Raw genomic sequence first — 19,464 nt, 5'->3', positions numbered from 1 at the left:
AGGCCACCAGCACTCGGTAGGGTGCTGGTGGCCTCGCTTCGTTCCGCGCGGCCCCACAGCGCGGAAACCCAAGCTCCATCCACCACCACGAAGGAATCCATTGAGACGCGCAAAGATCGTTTCGACGCTCGGACCGGCAACGTCGGACTACGAGACCGTCAAGGAGATCATCGAAGCGGGCGTCGACGTCGCCCGCCTCAACCTCAGCCACGGTGACTACAGCGTCCACGAGGCCAACTACGTCAACGTCCGTCGTGCCGCCGAGGAACTCGGCAAGCCCGTCGCGATCCTCGTCGACCTGCAGGGTCCGAAGATCCGTCTGGCTCGTTTCGCCGACGGCCCGCACGACCTGGCGGTCGGTGACATCTTCACCATCACGACCGAGGACGTCCCCGGCTCGAAGGAGATCTGCGGCACGACGTTCAAGGGCCTGCCGCAGGACGTCAAGCCCGGTGACCCGCTGCTCATCGACGACGGCCGTGTCCGCCTCCGTGTCCTCGACACCGACGGCGTGCGGGTCCGCACCGAGGTCGTCGTCCCGGGCACGGTGTCGAACAACAAGGGCATCAACCTGCCCGGTGTCGCCGTCAACGTCCCCGCGCTGAGCGAGAAGGACGAGGCCGACCTGCGCTGGGCCATCCGCCAGGGTGCCGACCTCATCGCGCTGTCGTTCGTGCGCAACGCGAGCGACGTCGTGCGTGCCCACGAGATCATGGACGAAGAGGGCAAGCGCCTGCCGGTCATCGCCAAGGTCGAGAAGCCCCAGGCCGTCGACGCCCTCGAGGAGATCATCGACGCCTTCGACAGCATCATGGTCGCCCGCGGTGACCTCGGCGTCGAGCTCCCGCTCGAGGCCGTCCCGATCGTGCAGAAGCGCGCCGTCGAGCTGTCCCGCCGCATGGCGAAGCCGGTCATCGTGGCGACGCAGATGCTCGAGTCGATGATCTCGTCGCCGATCCCCACCCGCGCCGAGACGTCCGACGTCGCCAACGCCGTCCTCGACGGTGCTGACGCGGTCATGCTGTCCGGTGAGACGAGCGTCGGTGAGTACCCGGTGCAGACCGTCCGCACCATGGCGCGCATCGTCGAGTCCACCGAGGACCACGGGCTCGAGCGCATCGCCCCGCTCGGCACCAAGCCGCGCACCCTCGGCGGAGCGATCACCCTCGCCGCCGTCGAGATCGCCGAGTTCACCGAGGCGTCGTACCTCTGCGTCTTCACCGAGTCCGGCGACTCGGCCCGCCGCATGTCGCGCCTGCGCCACGGTCTGCCGATCATCGCCTTCACCCCGAACGAGGCCACGCGCCGCCGGATGGCCCTCACGTGGGGTGTCCGTTCGTTCCTGGTGGAGCGGAAGACCCACACCGACGAGCTCTTCTCGCAGGTGGACGACGTCCTCCTCGAGAACGGCCTGGCCGCCCCCGGCGACCGCGTCATCGTGACGGCCGGGTCCCCTCCCGGCATCGAGGGCTCGACGAACGACCTGCGCGTGCACCGGGTCGGCGACGCCCACGCCGAGGCCGCGCCGGCGTACGTCCGGGACTGATCCCGAGGATCCGTCCCCACCAGGGCGCGGACTGGAGGCCCGGTGCGAGCAGCGCCGACCGCTTCCGGTCCGCGCCCTGCCGCGTCTCCACGGCCCTGGTGGTGACCGGACGTCGGCCGCAGGCGGCAGGATGGTCGCTGTGAGCCTCCGATCCGACACCCCGGCGCCGCGCGCCGACGTCCGCCGCTGGCGTCGCTACCTGGCCGACGAACGTGCCGAGGCGGCTGTCTACCGCAACCTCGCCGCCCGCCGTTCCGGCGAGGAGCGCGAGATCCTCGCCGCGCTGGCCGAAGCCGAGGGACGCCACGCCGACCACTGGCTCGACCTGCTCGGCGACGACGTCGGACGGCCGCGGCGGGGGAGCCTGCGCACCCGGGTGCTCGCGGTGCTGGCCAAGCGGTTCGGGTCGGTCTTCGTCCTCGCGCTCATGCAGCGCGCCGAGGACCGCTCGCCGTACGCCGACGACTCGGACGCGACCGCGCGGATGGCCGCCGACGAGCGGATCCACGGCGAGGTCGTGCGCGGGCTCGCGAACCGCGGCCGGATGCGGCTGTCCGGCACATTCCGGGCGGCGGTGTTCGGCGCGAACGACGGCCTGGTGTCCAACCTGGCGCTCATCATCGGCATCAGCGCGTCCGGTGCGGACCGGCACTTCGTGCTGCTGAGCGGCATCGCCGGCCTGCTGGCCGGCGCGTTGTCGATGGGGGCGGGGGAGTACGTCTCCGTCCGGTCGCAGCGCGAACTGCTCGAGGCGTCGGCGCCGCATCCCGAGGCCGGCAGGGCGGTGTCGGACCTCGACGTCGACGCGAACGAGCTCGCCCTGGTCTACCGGGCGCGCGGGATGTCCGAGGCCGAGGCGACCGAGCACGCCGCACAGGTGCTGTCCGGCATCGGTGAGCGGCGTCCGGCGACCGGTTCCACCGCGGTCACGGACGACCACGAGGCGGTCGGCACCGGCCTGAGCGCCGCGGTGTCGAGCTTCTGCTTCTTCGCGTCGGGCGCGATCATCCCGGTGCTGCCGTTCCTGTTCGGCATGCAGGGGTGGCCGGCGATCGCGGTGGCCGGCGGGCTGGTGGGCATCGCCCTGCTCGGCACCGGTGCCGTCGTCGGCGTGCTGAGCGGAGCGTCTCCCGGCAAGCGCGCCTTCCGGCAGCTCGCCATCGGGTTCGGTGCGGCGATCGTCACCTACGCCCTCGGGCTGCTCTTCGGCACCGGGTCGGCCTAGCGGCGGACGGCGGCGCGCCGCGGCTACCGGCGGACGGCGGCCCGCGGCGGCAGGAGCAGCAGGGCCGCGGCTCCGACGACGATGAGCGCGATGCCGGCGAAGACCATGAAGACGGTCAACGCGAGTCCGGGCGCGACGAGCACCACGATGCCCCCGATGATCGACAGCACGCCGCTGACGACGGTCGGGACGCGTGACGATCCCGGGTGGCCGACGAAGCCGCCGACGATCGCGGCGACCCCCTCGATCAGGAACCCGACCCCGGCGAGCACGGCGTAGACGACGAGCGGGATCGCCGGGTCGAGCAGCGTCACGAGCCCCGCGACCGCGACCAGGCCGCCGACGATGCCGGACGTCCATCGCCACACCGGGCGGGTGCCGTGGCCCCGCACCGCGGCGAAGACGCGTAGTGCCCCGGCCACGACGAGGTACACGCCGAACAGCAGCGCCACGAGCACGAGCGACGGGCGGGGCCAGACGATGGCCACGATGCCCAGTGCGATGGCGACGACGGCGGTGACGACGACGAACACCCGGAACGTCCTGACGGCACGAGAATCCACGAGCGCTCCTCCCTGATCGCCAGCGCTGGTGTCCAGCACGCTACCCGTCGGAGCCCCGGACCGTGCAACGACCTGCAACCCCCGCGGTCGTACCGTGCGGAGCAGGCGCGCGACCCGTGCGCCCCGACAGCGTCGTCGAAAGGGCACCACCATGACCATCGCACCCTCGCCCACCAGCTACGCCGCACCCGGCGAGCCCGGCTCCCTGGTCGAGTACCGATCCCGGTACGACCACTTCATCGGCGGCGAGTACGTGCCGTCCGCCAGTGGGCAGTACTTCGAGAACCCGACGCCCGTCACCGGCAAGGTGTTCACCGAGGTCGCCCGCGGCGACTCCACGGACGTCGACCGCGCCGTCGCCGCCGGATGGAAGGCGTTCCCGGCCTGGGGCCGGACGAGCGCGGCCGAGCGCGCCGTCATCCTCAACAAGATCGCGGACCGCATGGAGGAGCACCTCGAGATGCTCGCCGTCGCCGAGACGTGGGAGAACGGCAAGCCGATCCGCGAGACCCTCGGTGCGGACATCCCGCTCGCCATCGACCACTTCCGGTACTTCGCCGGGGCGATCCGTGCGCAGGAGGGCTCCGCCGGCGAGATCGACCACGACACCGTGGCCTACCACTTCCACGAACCGCTCGGCGTCGTCGGGCAGATCATCCCGTGGAACTTCCCGATTCTGATGGCGGTGTGGAAGCTCGCACCGGCCCTCGCCGCCGGCAACTGCGTCGTGCTGAAGCCCGCCGAGCAGACCCCGGCGTCCATCCACGTGCTCGTCGAGCTCATCCGCGACCTGCTGCCCGCCGGGGTGCTCAACGTCGTCAACGGCTTCGGCATCGAGGTCGGCGCACCGCTCGCGCAGCACCCGGACATCCGGAAGATCGCCTTCACGGGGGAGACCACCACCGGCCGGCTGATCATGCAGTACGCCTCGCAGAGCCTCATCCCGGTGACGCTCGAGCTCGGCGGCAAGAGCCCGAACGTGTTCTTCCCCGACGTGGCGGCCGAGAAGGACTCGTTCTACGACAAGGCACTCGAGGGCTTCACGTTCTTCAACCTGAACCAGGGCGAGGTCTGCACGTGTCCGTCCCGGGCACTCGTGGCGAAGGAGATCTACGACGGGTTCGTCGCCGACGGCCTGGAACGGGTCCGTGCCGTCAAGCAGGGACACCCGCTCGACCTGTCGACGATGATCGGTGCCCAGGCGTCGAACGACCAGCTCGAGAAGATCCTGAGCTACATCGACATCGGCAAGCAGGAGGGTGCGACGCTCCTGACCGGTGGTGAACGCGCGGACCTGGGTGGCGAACTCTCGGGCGGCTACTACGTCACCCCGACCGTGTTCGAGGGCGACAACTCGATGCGGATCTTCCAGGAGGAGATCTTCGGGCCTGTGCTCGCCCTGACGTCCTTCAGCGGCTACGACGACGCGATCGCCACGGCCAACGACACCCTGTACGGGCTCGGCGCCGGGGTGTGGAGCCGTGACGTCACGACCCTGTACCGCGCCGGACGTGACATCCAGGCCGGGCGGGTGTGGTCGAACACCTACCACCAGTACCCGGCGGGTGCGGCCTTCGGCGGCTACAAGCAGTCCGGCATCGGGCGCGAGAACCACAAGATGATGCTCGACCACTACCAGCAGACGAAGAACCTGCTCGTCTCCTACGCCGACGGACCGATGGGCTTCTTCTGATGCCCGACACCGCACGCGTCGCGGTGACGCCGGCGGCGGGGGAGCTCCTCGGCACCCTCACCGCCCGGCACGGCCCGCTGATGTTCCACCAGTCCGGCGGCTGCTGCGACGGCTCGAGCCCGATGTGCTACCCCGTCGGCATGTTCCGGACCGGCCCGGGGGACGTCCTGCTCGGCGCGTTGCGTGTCGACGGGCTGGACCCGGTCGAGGTCTACATGTCGGTGTCGCAGTTCGAGTACTGGAAGTACACGCACCTGACGATCGACGTCGTCGACGGTCGCGGCGGCGGGTTCTCGGTCGAACGTCCTGATGGGAAGCGCTTCCTGACGCGCTCACGCATGCTCTCGGAGCGCGAACTGGAAGCCCTAGGCCTCACGCCTCAGCGGCGATAGTCCGCGGATCGTCCGCAGAATGCTCGGTCGACCCGATCAGGTCCGCAGCCGCGGACCTGGTTCGGTCGGCCGCGTCAGGGAACAGATGGGCGTACGTGCTGAGAGTGATCGTCGGAGACGCATGCCCCATCGCTCGTGCAACAGACACCGCATCGAGTCCGGCGCGGATGAGGCCGGAGGCGTAGAAGTGCCGATAGTCGTGCGGGGTGAGGCTGTCCACTCCTGCTGCCGCACATGCCTTGTTGAACCACGCTCGAAGGGCCGCAGGGGAGGGCGGATCGCCGGGCAGGAACCAACCACCCTCGTAGACGCCGTGCTCGCTCACGTGCGCGCTGAGCCGGTTCATGAGCGCATCGGGGGCCGGGATGCTTCGTTCACTCCCATGCTTGGGCGAGCAGATCTCGCGCCGGCCGGTGCGGTTCTGAATCTGTCGTGCAACGTGGACAGTCCTCCGCATGAAATCGACGTCGCCCACCTGAACCGCGGAAGCTTCACCGATGCGCGTGCCGGCGAAGGCCATCAGGTCGAGAAGTGGCAGCAAGAAAGGCTCCGCGAGCTCGCGAATTGCTCCTACCTCTGCCGGTGTTGGGATCCGCGTCGTGCGCTCGAGCTTGCGGACTGCGGGGAGCCGAAGCCCGAGAGTGGGGTCTTTGCCGAGGTGGCCGTCGAGAACCGCGCCGCGCAGCGCACCGCGGACGTACTTCACTCGGGTGCGAACAGTTGAGGCTGCAAGCTCCTGTTCGAGCATCTTGATCCATGACTCCGCATGCGAGCGCTTCAGCTTCCCAAACGGAACGTCTCGGAACGTGCACGATGCGATTGCACGGTCCGCCGCCCTGACTGTGCCTTCTGTCCAAACCTGGCGGGGTGAGACCGCGCGATCGACGAAAGCTTCGCGCCCCCCGCCTACGGCGACCCGACCGGTGAACAAGCCGTCAGGAACATCCTGACCGGAGCCGACTTGCAGAACAGCCAGTCCAAGCACCGGAAGGGGGTTGCCTTCCTAGCCCAGCCGTCGATCTGGGAAGGGCTCGTCTGGCGCGAACGCGAGAGCGACGTTCTCAAAGCGCTCATCGCAATCGAGGCAGACCCGCGGGGCCGGTGCTCATGACGTACACCGACGAACCACGACCCCTGCCCGCCGCGACGCGTCGAAACCCGCTGACCGACCAAAGCCGCAACTGGCTGAAGACCTACCTCGACGAACTCGGGACAGCCGGCAACAAAATGCTCACCCAGCTCTACGTGGACAGCGAAGGGATCCCGGGCAGTGTCGTCGGGTCCGGCTCCATCAGCGTCGCGAGCTACGCCCTAGCCAGCGAACTGGCTACCCTCACCGCCACCCCTGACTTGATGGTCGAAGCCGTCCTCCGCCATCACTCGCTCTCAACGGACACTCTCGGCTCGGACGCCTGGCCCGATGTCCTCTACGGAGCGCTGCTGCACCTCGCGATGCTCTACCTCGAGCCCGCGTACCGAGTGACCGATGACACCGACTTCGACATGTGAGCGGCGGCGAGCACGTGGTGGTCGACTCTCTCAGAGACGACCTCACCGACCGGCTAGTCGATCTCACCCCGCCAGAGGACACGGAGGCGCTGACGCAGCCCGAGCTTGCCGCGGCGGAGCTCAGCCTCTTCCGCCCTTTCGTCGGCTGCTTCTTGTGTCGCTGCGATCATCACCAACTGCAGGATCAGGCCAAGTAGCGCCACGAACGCCATCGCCAGAACCGCACGTGCCAGCCATTCCGGCAAGCCACCCTCGATCACGCCAACGAGCGTGATGCCAAGCCCCCAAGCGCTCCAGCCCATCGGCATCGCGACCACTACTGGCATGAACCACCGCAGGCGTCTCAGCTTCTGGTGAATCCGTCCAATCTCAATGACGGCCGCAACCAACAGCACCGGAAAGATCTGCGCGAACGTCGCGCACGCCTGCTCATCCACGGCACCCACTATCGGCCGCTAACCCCACGGAGGTAACCCATGACTGATCACGACGACCTCGTTACCCGAGTACTCGACGACCTGAAACGAGATGAGAAACAACGACAGGACGGCGAGAAGCCTGACCCGACCACAGATCTCGATGACTTCGCCCGCCGAGCATTCGGCACCAACTGACCACGAAGGAGCCAGCATGAGCATCCATCTGAACACCGAAGCAACCCGCAGAGCAGCCGAGCTCACCGCACGACTGCAGGAGCTCACCGCACGCAAGGAAGAGTACGAAGCGCTCGCCCTCGACGGGCAGCTCAGCCCCGCCGCAGTGACAGAACTCGAAGGGGAGCGGCGCTTCGCGGAGATGCGCGCCGAAGCTGCTGAGCGAGCCGAGAAGCAGAAACGAGGAGTACTCGCCAGCAACGAGAAGCTGACGAAAGCGTTCAACGACTTCCTCGCTGACGATTCGATCTCGGTCGACGCCATGCGCGACGCCTTGACTGTCATCAGCGATGCTGTCGCGGCGTTCAAGGAGCAGACCCGCGTCCGTGACGAAGCGGTGAGGAGCTGGGTTAGGAAGCTCCGAGCGCTCGGTGTACCGGACGAAGGACTCGCGGTCGACAACCTCGAAGCGGTCATCACAAGCAACGGGCAGATCTCGATCGATGGTCGAACAGTCAGCCCAATCAACGGAGTCAACGCCTACATCCTCGGAGCACTGCCCCCAGCGATCGGCACGAGCCGAACCACGGCCGACTCTCTGGACACCCACGATTGACGTCGGAACGTCGAGCACCTCGAGGTACGCGTCATCAAGGCGGTTGGAGGCAAGCGCATCGGCGACGTGCTCAGCACACGCAAGGGCATCTCCACGGCCCAGCTCGCCCGCATGGTACACAGCGGACTCGCTGAGGTCACTGCCGACGAGGTGCCACAGCCCGATCTGACAGAGCGGCAGCTGATCGCCAGCCGTGAGGCTGAGCAGGAGCGACAGGCTGACATCGCAGCAACGCGCATCCCCTAGCACCAAGCAGAACAGTCAGCCACACAGTAGAGGTGTGCAGCCCATAGGAGTCGGGCTTGTTCCATGGCCATAGGATTCAGCCATGGATTGGGGACAAGGAACCGTCGACCTACTAGTGGGAGTCTCGGTGGTTGGGGTGACGTGGGCTGCGGCTCATCTTTCGCCTGTAGCGCGTTGGAAGCGACAGCTCGAACACGATGCGACTGTTGCGCAGGCGTTGCCAGAGTGTGCTGAAAAGAAGAAGCTCGAGGAGCAAATGCGGCTTAAGTTGCTCCGGCTAAGCAAGTACAGAGACGCACGAAGCGGCGTGACTCTTGCAGTGCAGGCGATTGCACTTATACTTTGCACCATTTGGCTCCTGATGGTGGCAGTGCTCGTTGGTCAACTCATTGCGGTCGGCGCGGACCCGATGGATCTCTTCAACGGGATCGTGCCCTGGGTGATTGTGGGCGTCGGGACCGCGTTGTTCTATGTCATCTGGCTCGTTATGGGGGCCAATCTTAGGAAGCTTCCTGACTCCAGTGAATTGACCGTCCTGCCGCCGTCTGACGTGGCAAAGGTGGAAGTCGTGGACAGGGTACGCGTTCGTTTGTGACGCTCGACAGGTGTGGGGGTGCAGCGGGTGAGTGGTCGCGCTTTGGGTGTGTCTGGTTACTCGGTGGGTGGTTACACGGGCGATTACGGCACGGGTCAGGTTGCTGGCTTGGTGCATGGTCGTGAGTTCGTGATGAACGCTGCTGCGACTGCGGTGAACCGTCCGCTGCTCGAGGCGATGAACCAGGGCGGCAAGGTCCAGTACATGGATCCGAGCCGTGTCGTGCAGGCGTCTCCTGCTGCTCCGGCACCGCAGCTGACTCAGGTGCTGGACGTGAAGCCGATGCAACACGTTGATCCGAACACGATGCTGACCGTCCTACGACGTGAAGCCGCTCGTCAGTTCGCAGGGATGGTGTCATGGCCAACTGACTCCGTGGCCAAATAGATCACCCCGCCCCTCACTTCGAGGGGCGGGGTGATCCCTAGTTCTGGGGCCGCGCGAATCCCCCGAGACTCAGTAGCGTCAGATCGACTCCGAGGGGGAACCACCATCTACGAAAACTCCGGCGCGAGCGCTCTCGGCAGCCTCGTCTTCATCATCCTGATCATCGCCGTCAGCGTGACCATCTCATTCGTGCTTATCCGCGCCGCGGTGACGCAAGGCATGAACGCGCACTACAAGACGATCCATAGGCACCAGGCGACCGGGGAATGGCGCTACTCGACTGATGGCAAGCGTCCGCCGCTGCCGATCGAGACGCCTCCGGGCAACAGTCCGATCTAACCCTCTATCTGGAGAAATCAACCCGGCACGACGTATTGAACGACCGCCCCGACTCCCGCCTCGAGGGAGGGGTTTCCCCGCTTTGGGGGGACGCGGCGGAAACCTCCAGGCGCTTAGAGTGATCCTCACTATGAACCCGACCAAGATCTTACGATCGCCCCGCGGGCTAGCCCTAGTCATCGCAGCGGTAGGCGCCATCGTTGCCATCTCGCTTGGCATCGGATGGGCGTCCTCAGCGAGCCAGGCATCCGCTGAAATCCCCGCGCTCAAAGACCGTCTGCAGGACGCTGACCGGAAGATCTCGAACTACCAGGACGGTGAGCAGACAACCCGCGATGCTGAGGACGCTGCGGACGCTGCGGACGCTGAACGAGAGCAGTGGCAGGACAAGCAGGACGAGCTGCGGGATAAAATCGATGCAGTCGACGAGCAGCAGAAGACTCTCGATGCTCGTCAGCAGAAGGTCGAGGCGTCTGAGCTGGTCGACGGCGTGCATATTGTGGGGACTGACACCGCTCCTGGCGTCTACTCGCTGACGGACTCTTCAGATTGCTACTACGTGTGGAAGACCGGTACCGGCTCGGACGCTGACATCGTGGACAACAACATCGTGAGCGGGCCAGTCACTGTCACCTTGAAGGCGGGCGAGGTCTTCGAGACGAACGGTTGCGGTGCCTGGACGAAGGTCGGCTGATGGCGGATCCCCTGATTGCTGCGTTGACAGCGATAGCTCCGCCTGCACTAGCGATCGTTGGTAAATTCGCGCTCGCGAATCGCGAACCCGCGCGACTCAAGCGAATGAAGCGGCACAGCGACCTGCTCGAGCATTTGCCAGAAATCGCCAAGGGTCACATGGAGCGGTTGGTCGACTCGGAAGCAGAGACGTATGCGGACGATCAGATCTTCCGAATGCGCAGGAAGCTCGATGGCGGGACGCTTGCGGCGCTCATTTTCGTGGGCGTCCTCACTGCGGGCGCGATCGTCGCTGGCTTTGCTCTAGCCGGGCTATGGGGCTGGTGGGTCCACTTCTTGAGCGGCACGATCGCCCTCTTCGGCCTCCTGCTCATGATCGTTGGGTTGGGCCAGGTATGGAAACTCCCGGACGAAGCACCGGCCAAGTAGCGGGACCTGTCACCGCGTCGCGCCAAATCCACGCGGAGTCGGAAGCTCGACCGAAGCCCCACTCGACGAGGACGGCTCGCTCCGTGTACGCGATGACGCGGGATTCAACCTCGAGGATGCGGTCAGGGAACTCCACCCAGGCCAGTACCGGGTCGGGCGGTGTGACGTAGTAGTCCAGGCCACGGCGCGCGATTTCGGGGAGGGAGTATGCCGGCCCCAACAACCGCCTATCGCGGCGTCTACGGGCCATTAGTGCGCCCGTGGCACGAGGATGCGGCGAGTAACCTTCTCGCGAGGAACGAGCACCAGCTGTAATCGCCCCTGCCACGCGGTCTGAACGAGCACCGCGGACTCCGAGTCAGCTGCGGCGAAGCACTTGAGGTGCAGCAGCCCGACGTCCACGAATTCGATGTCAGCCCAGACGGGCGCTGCCGGATCCAGCGTTCGGAGGTCGCCCGTGGCGTCGGCGTCCAACATCACGGGCTGGTGGAGGGTGACGTCGGATGCTCCGGGGGAGGCCACTTGTGCTCGAGCATGCTGCGATGATCCGAGCGACCACCGACACAACGAAGGAGTTCAACCCTTGTCACAACCAGGAGAAGCAGGTCCACTCGACGAGGCCATTGCCGATCGTTTGATCCTTATGGGTCTACACGAGGACGACCCGATGGGGTACGCGGCCATGGAGGACATGTTCGACGGGGGCCGGCAGCGCGTCGTAAACGTGGTGCAAGCCTTGGCAGGTACCGCCCTGAACCTCATGCGGACTCCCGCATCGCGAGAGGAAGTGATCGCGACGGTCACTCAACTCTCTCCGAAAAGACGCTCGAAGCTGAGGCCGACGACGGGTAGCGCGGACCCCCGCCGGGGCGGTAGTAATGCGAAGTGCACATACTTGCTAGCAACCCGTTCTCGCCTGATGCCGCTTCCGACTGGTGGAACTTTGGCGTCAACGTCTTCATTGGCCTCGCGACGCTTGCGGCGGTCGGAGTCTCCCTTTGGCAGGCTCGCACAGCGCAGCGAGATGCGGACCGCGCCCTCGACGAAAGTCAGAAGCTCGCCAAACGTGAAGCGCAGCGTGAACGACAGGTTCGTATCGATGACGTGCGTACTCGAGCCGCGCGGCAAGCTCTGTCCGTCTGGGTAGATACGTGGTGGAGTGCCGGTTTGGACGGTGCAGTATTTCAGCCGCGAGTTCATAACGACTCCACTGACGTACTTCGCGACGTCGAGGTCAAGTTGGCGCTACCCCGCGGGGAAGTCCTGAGCTGGACGGCCCCTGCCGTATCGGCGTCGTCACGGTCCGTCCTGAGCCCTGATCGGCAGGCTGAGGCGTACAGCGTGGGTGACGAAGCCTCTTCACGCGCGGACTTTCAGTACTCCCTCCGGTTCACCGACATCTTCCGGGACCGATGGGAGGTCGACTCGTCGAGGCGAGTGCGCCTTCTTGAAGAGGCACGCTTCGAGCTGCCGTCAGACTGATCTTCCGAAACGTGGCGCACATAGACACGGTCCGAAAGGGTGACCGATGGGCCTGGCGAACGGGACGAGCAGCAGCGCAGTTCCACGAAGCACGCGTGCTAGCGGTGGGCGATGAGAAGCCGTACAAGGTACGAATCGAGCTGGTTGCCGACGAGTGGCAGGGCTACCGCCGATGGGTAGCACCTTCGCGGCTCGAAGTGTTGTGGGACGACCGGCACGACTACATCGCCCTCGACGAGAAGATCCGCGCCGTCAAAGCGTGGCAGCCGGCGCGACTCGATCGGCGGACCGCTGAGCACGTCTTCTTCAAACTGATCCCGCTTGACGTCGCTGTGTTCAACGCAGACAGCGCCGGCACATCCGTCATCTACGGCGTAGCCGCGTTGGCGCGGCTCTCCGGGCTGTCGCAGGACGAGCTCCGTGCTTCCCCGGCCTTCCTTCACGATCAGGAGCTCACGGTGCCATGGCCAACGACTGAACGGATCGGTCGTGCTGTGGCAGCTCTGCGCCCGCACCTGCTCTTGAGCGAGATCGAGCGCGAAGAACGCGAGACCAACGAGCACGCGCTGAACGGCGTGCAGGCAGTGCTAGTGGCCGAACGCGCACTCGACGCCCTTGAGTCGACCCAGAAGCGCATCTCGCAGCAGCTTAGGGGCGAGCTTGCCGGACTGACAGACGTCTTGGACATGCTTCCTCCAAGTCCGCGGGGCTCGTGACCGTCAAAGACATGCCCGCGCTCTTGGGCGTGCCTCTCGGTCGGCCGACGCTCTCGTAAGTTGCGCGGCATGGATGAGCAAGCGTTGACGGTCAAGGAGCTCGCTGTGTGGCTGCAGATCTCCGAGTGGAAGGCACGGGAACTGGGGAAGGACCCTTTGTTCCCGTCCTTCCGCAACGGCAACCAGCACCGCTTCTGGCACTCGGAGGTCAAAGCCTGGACTCGACAGCCACGGGATCCGTGGAAGCAGTCACCGCGGTCGCTCGGACGCAGACGGAAGAGGGACGGCGCAGCCTCATCGCAGCTTCGGCAGATTCGCTCCTAGTCCGCGAGAAGTCCGCAAGAGCGGCCTAAACTGCCATCAAGTCGCAACATCTACCTACCAGCGCATCCGCAAGGGGCCGCGCCTGACAACTACGAGCATGGTCTGACAACACCGCCTACCGAGTACTGGAAGTACACGCACCTGACGATCGACGTCGTCGACGGTCGGGGCGGCGGTTTCTCGGTCGAGGTCCCGGAGGGCAAACGGTTCCTCACCCGGTCGCGGATGTTCGACGAGGCCGAGCTCGCCGATCTCGGCCTGGTCCCGCGGGTGGCCCGGACGTAGGCTGACCGCACGCGTCGCGACGGAGCGGCGGGTGGGGTCGATCGGAGGACGCATGCGCGCACCCGGTCGGCTCCGCCCGCTCGTCGCCGCGTCGTGGCAGCGGTCCGCCCGGGTCGACCCCGACGCCACCCCGGTCCTCGCCCTCGACGACGACGAACTCGATGCCGTACGGCACGACGGCCCCCTCGCCACCCTGCTGCCGGTGGTCCGCCGGCTGCTGCTCGACGACTCCCGCTCGGCCGGGTGCGTCGTCGCCGTCGCGGACGCCGCGGGTCGTCTCGTCTGGGTCGACGGCGCCCGCTCCACGCGTCGCGCCGCCGAGGACATGGGCTTCGTCCCCGGAGCCGACTGGTCGGAGGACCGCGTCGGCACCAGCGCGCCCGGCACGGCACTGCGCCTGGACCGTCCGGTGCAGATCCGGTCCGACGAGCACTACGCGAACGCCGTCAAGCCGTTCTCGTGCACGGCCGTCCCGGTGCACGACGCGAGCGGCACCACGGTCGGGGTGCTCGACCTGACGGGCGACGACCGCGCCGTCGAGCGGCACACGCTGTCGCTGCTCGCCGCCACGGTCGCCGCCGCCGAGGCCCAGCTGGCCCTGGCCGCGGACCGCCCACGCGCGCGGACGCCCCGCGTGCCGTCGGCCGAGCTGACCGTGCTCGGGACCGACACCGCCGTGCTCCGGATCGCCGACCGACGGGTCGAGCTGTCCGCCCGGCACTCCGAACTGCTCGTCGTGCTCGCCGCGCACCCCGACGGCCTCGCGGCGACCGACCTCGCCGCCGCGGTCTACGGTGACCCGCGCTCGGTCGTCACCCTGCGCGCCGAGGTCGTCCGGCTCCGACGGTTCCTCGCGCAGCACGCGCCGGACGTGACCGTGACGTCGCGGCCGTACCGGGTGACCGGAGTCCGGACCGACGTCGACGGCGTGCTGTCCGCGCTCGAACGCGGGGCGCGCCTCCAGGCCGTCGACCGGTACGCCGGACCGGTCCTGCCGGGCTCCGCCGCACCCGGCGTCGACGCGGTCCGTGACCTGGTGCGGCTGCGGTTCCGCGAGTCGGTCGTCGCCGACGGCGGTGTCGACGCCCTGCTCGCGTGGGCGCGCACCCCGGACGGTGCGACCGACGCGCCCGTGCTCCGCGCGCTGCTCGCGGTGCTGCCACGGCGGTCGCCGCGACGGGCCGGTCTCGTGGCGGCGATCGAGGCGCTCGAGGGCTCCTGAGACGGTCGACGACGGGCCGGGAGGCGCGGGTCGGGCTGGTAGTGTTGGCCTCCTCGCGAGTGTGGTGGAATCGGCAGACACGGGGCACTCAAAATGCTCTGCCTCACGGCGTGCGGGTTCAAGTCCCGCCACTCGTACGAATTGGCTCACGGCGTGCGGGGCAGTTCAGGCCCGCGTCCCGCCACTCGTACCAAGCTGCTCATCCGTCTGATCGATCTGCGTGGTCTGGGATACGGCACTTCCGTCGTCTAGTAGGCTTTCGTCCGTGAGTGACACAGAAGCAACAGCACCAGCACCCCGTCGCGTCGTCGTCGCCGAGGACGAGTCGCTCATCCGCCTCGACATCGTGGAGATCCTCCGCGACAACGGGTTCGACGTGGTCGGTGAAGCCGGTGACGGTGAGACCGCCGTCCAGCTCGCGACCGACCTCCGCCCCGACCTCGTCGTGATGGACGTCAAGATGCCCCAGCTCGACGGCATCTCCGCAGCCGAGAAGCTGTCCAAGAACCACATCGCGCCCGTCGTCCTGCTGACCGCGTTCAGCCAGAAGGACCTCGTCGAGCGTGCCACCGAGGCCGGCGCGCTGGCCTACGTGGTCAAGCCCTTCACCCCGAACGACCTGCTCCCCGCGATCGAGATCGCCCTCTCGCGGTACCAGCAGATCATCACGCTCGAAGCCGAGGTCGCCGACCTCGTCGAGCGCTTCGAGACCCGCAAGCTCGTCGACCGCGCCAAGGGCCTGCTGAACGAGAAGATGGGCCTCACCGAGCCCGAGGCGTTCCGCTGGATCCAGAAGGCCTCGATGGACCGCCGCCTGACCATGCACGACGTCGCGAAGGCGATCATCGAGCAGCTCAGCGCCAAGAAGTAGTCCAGCGCTCCACCGTCGCTCACGGAACGCCGCCGGCCCCCCTGGGGTCGGCGGCGTTCCTGCGTCCGGGGGCGGGGCGTGTGCCGCGACCACCTGGCAGGCTGGAGCCATGGACGACGTGGTGATCCGGGCCTCCCGGCCTGACGACATGCCGGCAGTGGCCGACCTGCGGTGGCGGTGGAGCGTCGACGAGGACGGCCGCACGCCGGTGCAGACGCCGGACGAGTACCGCCGTGCGATGACGGAGTTCGCGGTCGACCACCGGGAGTCGCACCGGTGCGTCGTCGCCGAGCGGGACGGTGTGGTGCTCGGCATGGCGTGGTTGGCGGTCAACCCGCGACCGCCGGCGCCGCACGTCGACGGCGACCGGTTCGCGGCTGAGCTGCAGACGGTCTACGTGCACCCGCAGCTGCGCGGTTCCGGCGTCGCCGGACGGCTCGTCACGGCCCTGCTGGAGCTCGCCGACGAACTCGGCGTGGAGCGGACGTCGGTGCACTCGAGCGTGGACGGCGAGCGGCTCTACCGGAGGCTCGGGTTCGGCGACGCCCGCCTGTTGCTGCAGCGTCCGCCCGAGGACTGAGCCGTCGGTCCGTCGGTCAGCGACGCTCGCGGATCATGTTCGTGATCCGGACGGTGGAGCACCGGCGACCCTGGTCGTCGGTCAGGACGATCTCGTGGGTGGTGAGCGTGCCGCCCAGGTGGATGGCGGTGCACGTGCCCGTGACGATGCCGCTCGTGGCGCTCCGGGAGTGCGAGGCGCTGAGCTCGATGCCGACGGCGTAGCGGCCGGGCCCGGCGTGCACGTTCGCGGCCATCGAACCGAGGCTCTCCGCGAGGACGACGTAGGCGCCGCCGTGCAGCAGGCCGACCGGCTGGCGGTTGCCCTCGACGGGGATCGAACCGACCGCCCGCTCGGCCGAGAGCTCGGTGATGACCATGCCCATCTTCTCGGCCAGCTCGCCCATGCCGCGTTCGTCGATGCGGGGATCGATCGTGGTCGATGTGGTGTCGTCGGTCACGGTCTGCGTCGACCTTCCGTGTCAGCGGGCGTCGGTAGGCTGTCCGGGTGTCGGACTCTGCAAAGCCTACCCTCATGGTCATCGACGGCCACTCGCTCGCCTTCCGGGCCTTCTACGCGCTGCCGGTCGACAGCTTCGTGAACCGCGAGGGGCAGCACACCAACGCGATCCACGGCTTCATCTCGATGCTGCTGATGCTCCTGCAGCGCGAGAAGCCCACCCACCTGGCGGTGGCGTTCGACATCTCCCGGTTCTCGTTCCGCACGCGTGAGTACGCCGAGTACAAGGGCACCCGCTCCGAGACCCCGGCCGAGTTCAAGGGACAGATCCCGCTCCTGCAGCAGGCGCTCGAGGCGATGGGCATCACCACCGTCACGAAAGAGGACTACGAGGCCGACGACATCCTCGCGACCCTCTCCAAGCAGGGTGCCGACCAGGGATTCACGGTCTACGTGGTCTCCGGTGACCGCGACTCGATCCAGCTCGTCAACGACGACGTCACGCTGCTCTACCCGTCGGTCCGCGGTGTCTCCGAACTCACCCGCTACGACCGCGACAAGGTCTACGAGCGGTACGGCATCGAGCCCCACCAGTACCCGGACATCGCGGCCCTGGTCGGCGAGACCAGCGACAACCTGATCGGCATCGACAAGGTCGGCGAGAAGACCGCGGTCAAGTGGGTGACGCAGTACGGGTCGCTCGACGGCGTCCTCGAGCACGCCGACGAGATCAAGGGCGTCGTCGGCAACAACCTGCGCGAGCAGCGGGACCGGGCGATCCGGAACCGCCGGCTCAACCGCCTGGTCACCGACGTCGAGCTGCCCGTCGGTCCCGCCGACGTCGCCCTCCGCCCGGTCGACGAGACCGCGGTGCGCGAGCTCTTCGCCAAGCTGCAGTTCCGCACGCTGCTCGACCGCGTCTTCAAGGTGGCCGGGTCGGGCGACCCCGCCGAGCCGGCGGCCGAGGGCACCGTCACCGACGGCGCGCCGACCCCGCCGCCCGTCAAGACCCTGATCGACGAAGAACTCGGCTACTGGCTCGAGCGCCGCAACGCGACCGAGGCGGCGAACGGCTACGGCGTCGCGGTCGAGGTCATCGACGGACGCCTCAGCGCCATCGGCATCGCGACCCACGACGACGCCGTGCTGGTGCCGGGCGGCAGCGGCGCGAAGGACTACGAGCAGCTCTCGGCCTGGTTCGCCTCCGACGCCCCGAAGCACTTCCACGACGCCAAGGCCGCCATCAAGGCGCTCGGCACCGCCGGCTTCGTCGTGAACGGCATCGCCGGCGACGCCCGGATCATGGGGTGGCTCGCCCAGCCCGGCAAGCAGGGGCAGCCGCTGTTCGACCTCGTCTACCAGGAGCTCGGCGAAGAACTGCCGACGGCCGACCCGAACCAGCTGGTCCCCGAGACCGACCCGGTCAACGTCGGGGTGCACGCGTGGTTCGTGCTCCGCGTCACCACGGCCCTGCGCGCCCGGATCGACGCGTCCTCGCTGCAGGTCCTCGACGACATCGAGCTGCCGCTCGTGTCGGTGCTGGCCGGCATGGAGACCATCGGTGTCGGCATCGACCGCCCGGTGCTCACCGGCCTGTCGAAGGAACTCGGGGAGCGCGCCGCCGAACTCGCGCAGCAGGCCTTCGCCGAGATCGGGCACGAGGTCAACCTCGGGTCGCCGAAGCAGCTGCAGGAAGTCCTGTTCACCGAGCTCGCGATGCCGAAGACCCGCAAGACCAAGACCGGGTTCTCGACCGACGCCGCGAGCCTGGCCGACCTGCAGGAACAGCACCCGCACCCGTTCCTCGGGCTCCTGCTGCAGCACCGCGACGCCACGAAGCTCCGGCAGATCGTCGACACGCTCGACGCCGCCGTGGTCGACGGGCGCATCCACACCCGCTACGAGCAGACCGGTACGAGCACGGGCCGGGTCTCGTCGACCGACCCGAACCTGCAGAACATCCCGGTGAAGACGGCCGTCGGTCGCCGGATCCGGTCGGCGTTCGCGGTCGCCGAGCCGTACACGACGCTCGTGACCGCCGACTACTCGCAGATCGAGATGCGGATCATGGCGCACCTCTCCGGCGACCCGGGGCTCATCCAGGCCTTCAACGAGGGCGAGGACCTGCACCGCTTCGTCGGCGCCCGCGTGTTCGGCGTCGACCCGTCCGAGGTCTCCAACGAGATGCGCACCAAGGTCAAGGCGATGTCCTACGGCCTGGCCTACGGGTTGAGTGCCTTCGGTCTGTCGAAGCAGCTGCGCATCGAGCAGTCCGAGGCCCGCACCCTGATGACCGAGTACTTCGCCCGCTTCGGTGCGGTGCGCGACTACCTGCGCAACGTCGTCGAGCAGGCGCGCGAGGACGGCTACACCGAGACGATCTTCGGTCGCCGTCGCCCGTTCCCCGACCTGAAGAGCCCGAACCGGGTCCTGCGTGAGAACGCCGAACGCGCCGCGCTGAACGCCCCGATCCAGGGTTCGGCCGCCGACATCATCAAGATCGCGATGCTCGGGGTCGCCGACGACCTGCGCGAAGGCGAGCTGCAGTCGCACCTGCTGCTCCAGGTGCACGACGAGCTCATCCTCGAGGTCGCACCCGGTGAGCAGGAGCGCGTGGAGGAGATCCTCCGCACCCGGATGGGCAGCGCTGCCGAGCTGAGCGTCCCGCTCGACGTCTCGGTCGGCGTGGGGCCGAACTGGGAGAGCGCCGCCCACTGACC

The 19,464-nt window shown here is 67.5% G+C and carries 22 protein-coding genes, 1 tRNA gene and 1 pseudogene; 19 read left to right on the top strand and 5 right to left on the bottom strand.

Annotated elements, in window-relative coordinates:
• Positions 1-100 precede the first annotated feature (100 nt).
• Positions 101-1,546, top strand: coding sequence for a pyruvate kinase (gene pyk / locus BR70_RS0108465; protein ID WP_017887208.1), 1,446 nt, complete (start codon positions 101-103; stop codon positions 1,544-1,546).
• 130 nt (positions 1,547-1,676) lie between these two features.
• On the top strand, positions 1,677-2,771 hold the full coding sequence (locus BR70_RS0108460; protein ID WP_027465716.1) for a VIT1/CCC1 transporter family protein: 1,095 nt from the start codon (positions 1,677-1,679) through the stop codon (positions 2,769-2,771).
• 23 nt (positions 2,772-2,794) lie between these two features.
• Here BR70_RS0108460 and BR70_RS0108455 read toward each other — a convergent pair whose 3' ends face one another.
• Complete coding sequence (locus BR70_RS0108455) at positions 2,795-3,334, bottom strand: HdeD family acid-resistance protein (protein WP_173033968.1); 540 nt, start codon at positions 3,332-3,334, stop codon at positions 2,795-2,797.
• A gap of 151 nt (positions 3,335-3,485) precedes the next feature.
• Between BR70_RS0108455 and exaC the strand changes: the two genes are divergently transcribed.
• Both exaC and BR70_RS0108445 read left to right on the top strand, forming a co-directional pair.
• On the top strand, positions 3,486-5,027 hold the full coding sequence (gene exaC, locus BR70_RS0108450; protein WP_027465714.1) for an acetaldehyde dehydrogenase ExaC: 1,542 nt from the start codon (positions 3,486-3,488) through the stop codon (positions 5,025-5,027).
• A complete protein-coding gene (locus BR70_RS0108445) occupies positions 5,027-5,419 on the top strand; it encodes a DUF779 domain-containing protein (RefSeq protein ID WP_027465713.1) in 393 nt (130 codons plus the stop codon). Before exaC ends, BR70_RS0108445 begins: the two co-directional genes overlap by 1 nt.
• Here the strand turns inward: BR70_RS0108445 and BR70_RS0108440 are convergent.
• Positions 5,400-6,167: a tyrosine-type recombinase/integrase gene (locus BR70_RS0108440; RefSeq protein ID WP_081827299.1), complete on the bottom strand. Its 768-nt coding sequence runs from the start codon at positions 6,165-6,167 to the stop codon at positions 5,400-5,402. The genes BR70_RS0108445 and BR70_RS0108440 overlap by 20 nt on opposite strands.
• A gap of 359 nt (positions 6,168-6,526) precedes the next feature.
• Here BR70_RS0108440 and BR70_RS0108435 point away from each other — a divergent pair, with 359 nt between their 5' ends.
• On the top strand, positions 6,527-6,928 hold the full coding sequence (locus BR70_RS0108435; RefSeq protein WP_155896830.1) for a hypothetical protein: 402 nt from the start codon (positions 6,527-6,529) through the stop codon (positions 6,926-6,928).
• 53 nt (positions 6,929-6,981) lie between these two features.
• Here BR70_RS0108435 and BR70_RS0108430 read toward each other — a convergent pair whose 3' ends face one another.
• Positions 6,982-7,365, bottom strand: coding sequence for a hypothetical protein (locus BR70_RS0108430; protein ID WP_027465710.1), 384 nt, complete (start codon positions 7,363-7,365; stop codon positions 6,982-6,984).
• A gap of 39 nt (positions 7,366-7,404) precedes the next feature.
• Between BR70_RS0108430 and BR70_RS23240 the strand changes: the two genes are divergently transcribed.
• The 7 genes from BR70_RS23240 (at position 7,405) to BR70_RS0108395 (ending at position 10,826) form a co-directional block, all read left to right on the top strand.
• The gene (locus BR70_RS23240) at positions 7,405-7,542 is read left to right on the top strand and encodes a hypothetical protein (protein WP_155896829.1); all 138 of its coding nucleotides are present in this window, start codon (positions 7,405-7,407) and stop codon (positions 7,540-7,542) included.
• 16 nt (positions 7,543-7,558) lie between these two features.
• Positions 7,559-8,137, top strand: coding sequence for a hypothetical protein (locus tag BR70_RS0108425; RefSeq protein WP_027465709.1), 579 nt, complete (start codon positions 7,559-7,561; stop codon positions 8,135-8,137).
• Between the two features lie 328 nt (positions 8,138-8,465).
• Positions 8,466-8,978, top strand: a complete 513-nt coding sequence (locus tag BR70_RS23235; RefSeq protein WP_155896828.1) for a hypothetical protein — start codon at positions 8,466-8,468, stop codon at positions 8,976-8,978.
• Positions 8,979-9,041: 63 nt separating this feature from the next.
• Entirely contained in the window at positions 9,042-9,365 is a 324-nt protein-coding gene (locus BR70_RS23230) for a hypothetical protein (RefSeq protein WP_155896827.1), read from the top strand.
• Positions 9,366-9,539: 174 nt separating this feature from the next.
• Positions 9,540-9,704, top strand: coding sequence for a hypothetical protein (locus tag BR70_RS23225; RefSeq protein ID WP_155896826.1), 165 nt, complete (start codon positions 9,540-9,542; stop codon positions 9,702-9,704).
• Positions 9,705-9,834: 130 nt separating this feature from the next.
• Positions 9,835-10,398: an Rv1352/Rv1906c domain-containing protein gene (locus BR70_RS23220; protein WP_155896825.1), complete on the top strand. Its 564-nt coding sequence runs from the start codon at positions 9,835-9,837 to the stop codon at positions 10,396-10,398.
• Entirely contained in the window at positions 10,398-10,826 is a 429-nt protein-coding gene (locus tag BR70_RS0108395) for a hypothetical protein (protein WP_155896824.1), read from the top strand. Before BR70_RS23220 ends, BR70_RS0108395 begins: the two co-directional genes overlap by 1 nt.
• An 804-nt stretch (positions 10,827-11,630) precedes the next feature.
• On the opposite strand, the gene BR70_RS23215 is transcribed toward BR70_RS0108395, so the two are convergent.
• On the bottom strand, positions 11,631-12,026 hold the full coding sequence (locus tag BR70_RS23215) for a hypothetical protein (protein ID WP_155896823.1): 396 nt from the start codon (positions 12,024-12,026) through the stop codon (positions 11,631-11,633).
• Between the two features lie 386 nt (positions 12,027-12,412).
• Between BR70_RS23215 and BR70_RS20145 the strand changes: the two genes are divergently transcribed.
• The 6 genes and pseudogenes from BR70_RS20145 to BR70_RS0108365 all read left to right on the top strand — a co-directional run bounded on the left by BR70_RS20145 (position 12,413) and on the right by BR70_RS0108365 (position 16,306).
• On the top strand, positions 12,413-13,024 hold the full coding sequence (locus BR70_RS20145) for a hypothetical protein (RefSeq protein WP_155896822.1): 612 nt from the start codon (positions 12,413-12,415) through the stop codon (positions 13,022-13,024).
• Positions 13,025-13,468: 444 nt separating this feature from the next.
• Positions 13,469-13,633, top strand: a pseudogene (locus tag BR70_RS23210) (DUF779 domain-containing protein); the annotation flags it as partial.
• 52 nt (positions 13,634-13,685) lie between these two features.
• Positions 13,686-14,855, top strand: a complete 1,170-nt coding sequence (locus tag BR70_RS20140) for a helix-turn-helix domain-containing protein (protein ID WP_081827330.1) — start codon at positions 13,686-13,688, stop codon at positions 14,853-14,855.
• Positions 14,856-14,910: 55 nt separating this feature from the next.
• Positions 14,911-14,992: transfer RNA gene (locus BR70_RS0108375), tRNA-Leu, on the top strand.
• A 128-nt stretch (positions 14,993-15,120) separates the two neighbouring features.
• Positions 15,121-15,726: an ANTAR domain-containing response regulator gene (locus BR70_RS0108370; protein ID WP_017887240.1), complete on the top strand. Its 606-nt coding sequence runs from the start codon at positions 15,121-15,123 to the stop codon at positions 15,724-15,726.
• 109 nt (positions 15,727-15,835) lie between these two features.
• A complete protein-coding gene (locus BR70_RS0108365; RefSeq protein ID WP_027465703.1) occupies positions 15,836-16,306 on the top strand; it encodes a GNAT family N-acetyltransferase in 471 nt (156 codons plus the stop codon).
• A gap of 16 nt (positions 16,307-16,322) precedes the next feature.
• Here BR70_RS0108365 and BR70_RS0108360 read toward each other — a convergent pair whose 3' ends face one another.
• Complete coding sequence (locus BR70_RS0108360; protein ID WP_051596794.1) at positions 16,323-16,691, bottom strand: PaaI family thioesterase; 369 nt, start codon at positions 16,689-16,691, stop codon at positions 16,323-16,325.
• A 128-nt stretch (positions 16,692-16,819) separates the two neighbouring features.
• Between BR70_RS0108360 and polA the strand changes: the two genes are divergently transcribed.
• The gene (gene polA, locus BR70_RS0108355; RefSeq protein ID WP_231495668.1) at positions 16,820-19,462 is read left to right on the top strand and encodes a DNA polymerase I; all 2,643 of its coding nucleotides are present in this window, start codon (positions 16,820-16,822) and stop codon (positions 19,460-19,462) included.
• Positions 19,463-19,464: the final 2 nt, after the last annotated feature.

This window comes from Curtobacterium sp. UNCCL17 (assembly GCF_000686685.1).
GTDB lineage: Bacteria > Actinomycetota > Actinomycetes > Actinomycetales > Microbacteriaceae > Curtobacterium > Curtobacterium flaccumfaciens.
The sequence above is the reverse complement of the archived record's forward strand: the minus strand, read 5'-3'. Positions and strand labels throughout refer to the sequence as shown.

Bases quoted from the DNA above. Each gene is read 5' to 3' on its own strand.
- BR70_RS0108460 (WP_027465716.1), top strand. From the start codon at position 1,677: ATGGTCGCTGTGAGCCTCCGATCCGACACCCCGGCGCCGCGCGCCGAC.
- exaC (WP_027465714.1), top strand. From the start codon at position 3,486: ATGACCATCGCACCCTCGCCCACCAGCTACGCCGCACCCGGCGAGCCC.
- BR70_RS0108445 (WP_027465713.1), top strand. From the start codon at position 5,027: ATGCCCGACACCGCACGCGTCGCGGTGACGCCGGCGGCGGGGGAGCTC.
- BR70_RS0108440 (WP_081827299.1), bottom strand. From the start codon at position 6,167: ATGCTCGAACAGGAGCTTGCAGCCTCAACTGTTCGCACCCGAGTGAAG.
- BR70_RS0108435 (WP_155896830.1), top strand. From the start codon at position 6,527: ATGACGTACACCGACGAACCACGACCCCTGCCCGCCGCGACGCGTCGA.
- BR70_RS23240 (WP_155896829.1), top strand. From the start codon at position 7,405: ATGACTGATCACGACGACCTCGTTACCCGAGTACTCGACGACCTGAAA.
- BR70_RS0108425 (WP_027465709.1), top strand. From the start codon at position 7,559: ATGAGCATCCATCTGAACACCGAAGCAACCCGCAGAGCAGCCGAGCTC.
- BR70_RS23235 (WP_155896828.1), top strand. From the start codon at position 8,466: ATGGATTGGGGACAAGGAACCGTCGACCTACTAGTGGGAGTCTCGGTG.
- BR70_RS23220 (WP_155896825.1), top strand. From the start codon at position 9,835: ATGAACCCGACCAAGATCTTACGATCGCCCCGCGGGCTAGCCCTAGTC.
- BR70_RS0108395 (WP_155896824.1), top strand. From the start codon at position 10,398: ATGGCGGATCCCCTGATTGCTGCGTTGACAGCGATAGCTCCGCCTGCA.
- BR70_RS23215 (WP_155896823.1), bottom strand. From the start codon at position 12,026: ATGAACTCGCGGCTGAAATACTGCACCGTCCAAACCGGCACTCCACCA.
- BR70_RS20140 (WP_081827330.1), top strand. From the start codon at position 13,686: ATGCGCGCACCCGGTCGGCTCCGCCCGCTCGTCGCCGCGTCGTGGCAG.
- BR70_RS0108365 (WP_027465703.1), top strand. From the start codon at position 15,836: ATGGACGACGTGGTGATCCGGGCCTCCCGGCCTGACGACATGCCGGCA.
- BR70_RS0108360 (WP_051596794.1), bottom strand. From the start codon at position 16,691: ATGGGCGAGCTGGCCGAGAAGATGGGCATGGTCATCACCGAGCTCTCG.
- polA (WP_231495668.1), top strand. From the start codon at position 16,820: ATGGTCATCGACGGCCACTCGCTCGCCTTCCGGGCCTTCTACGCGCTG.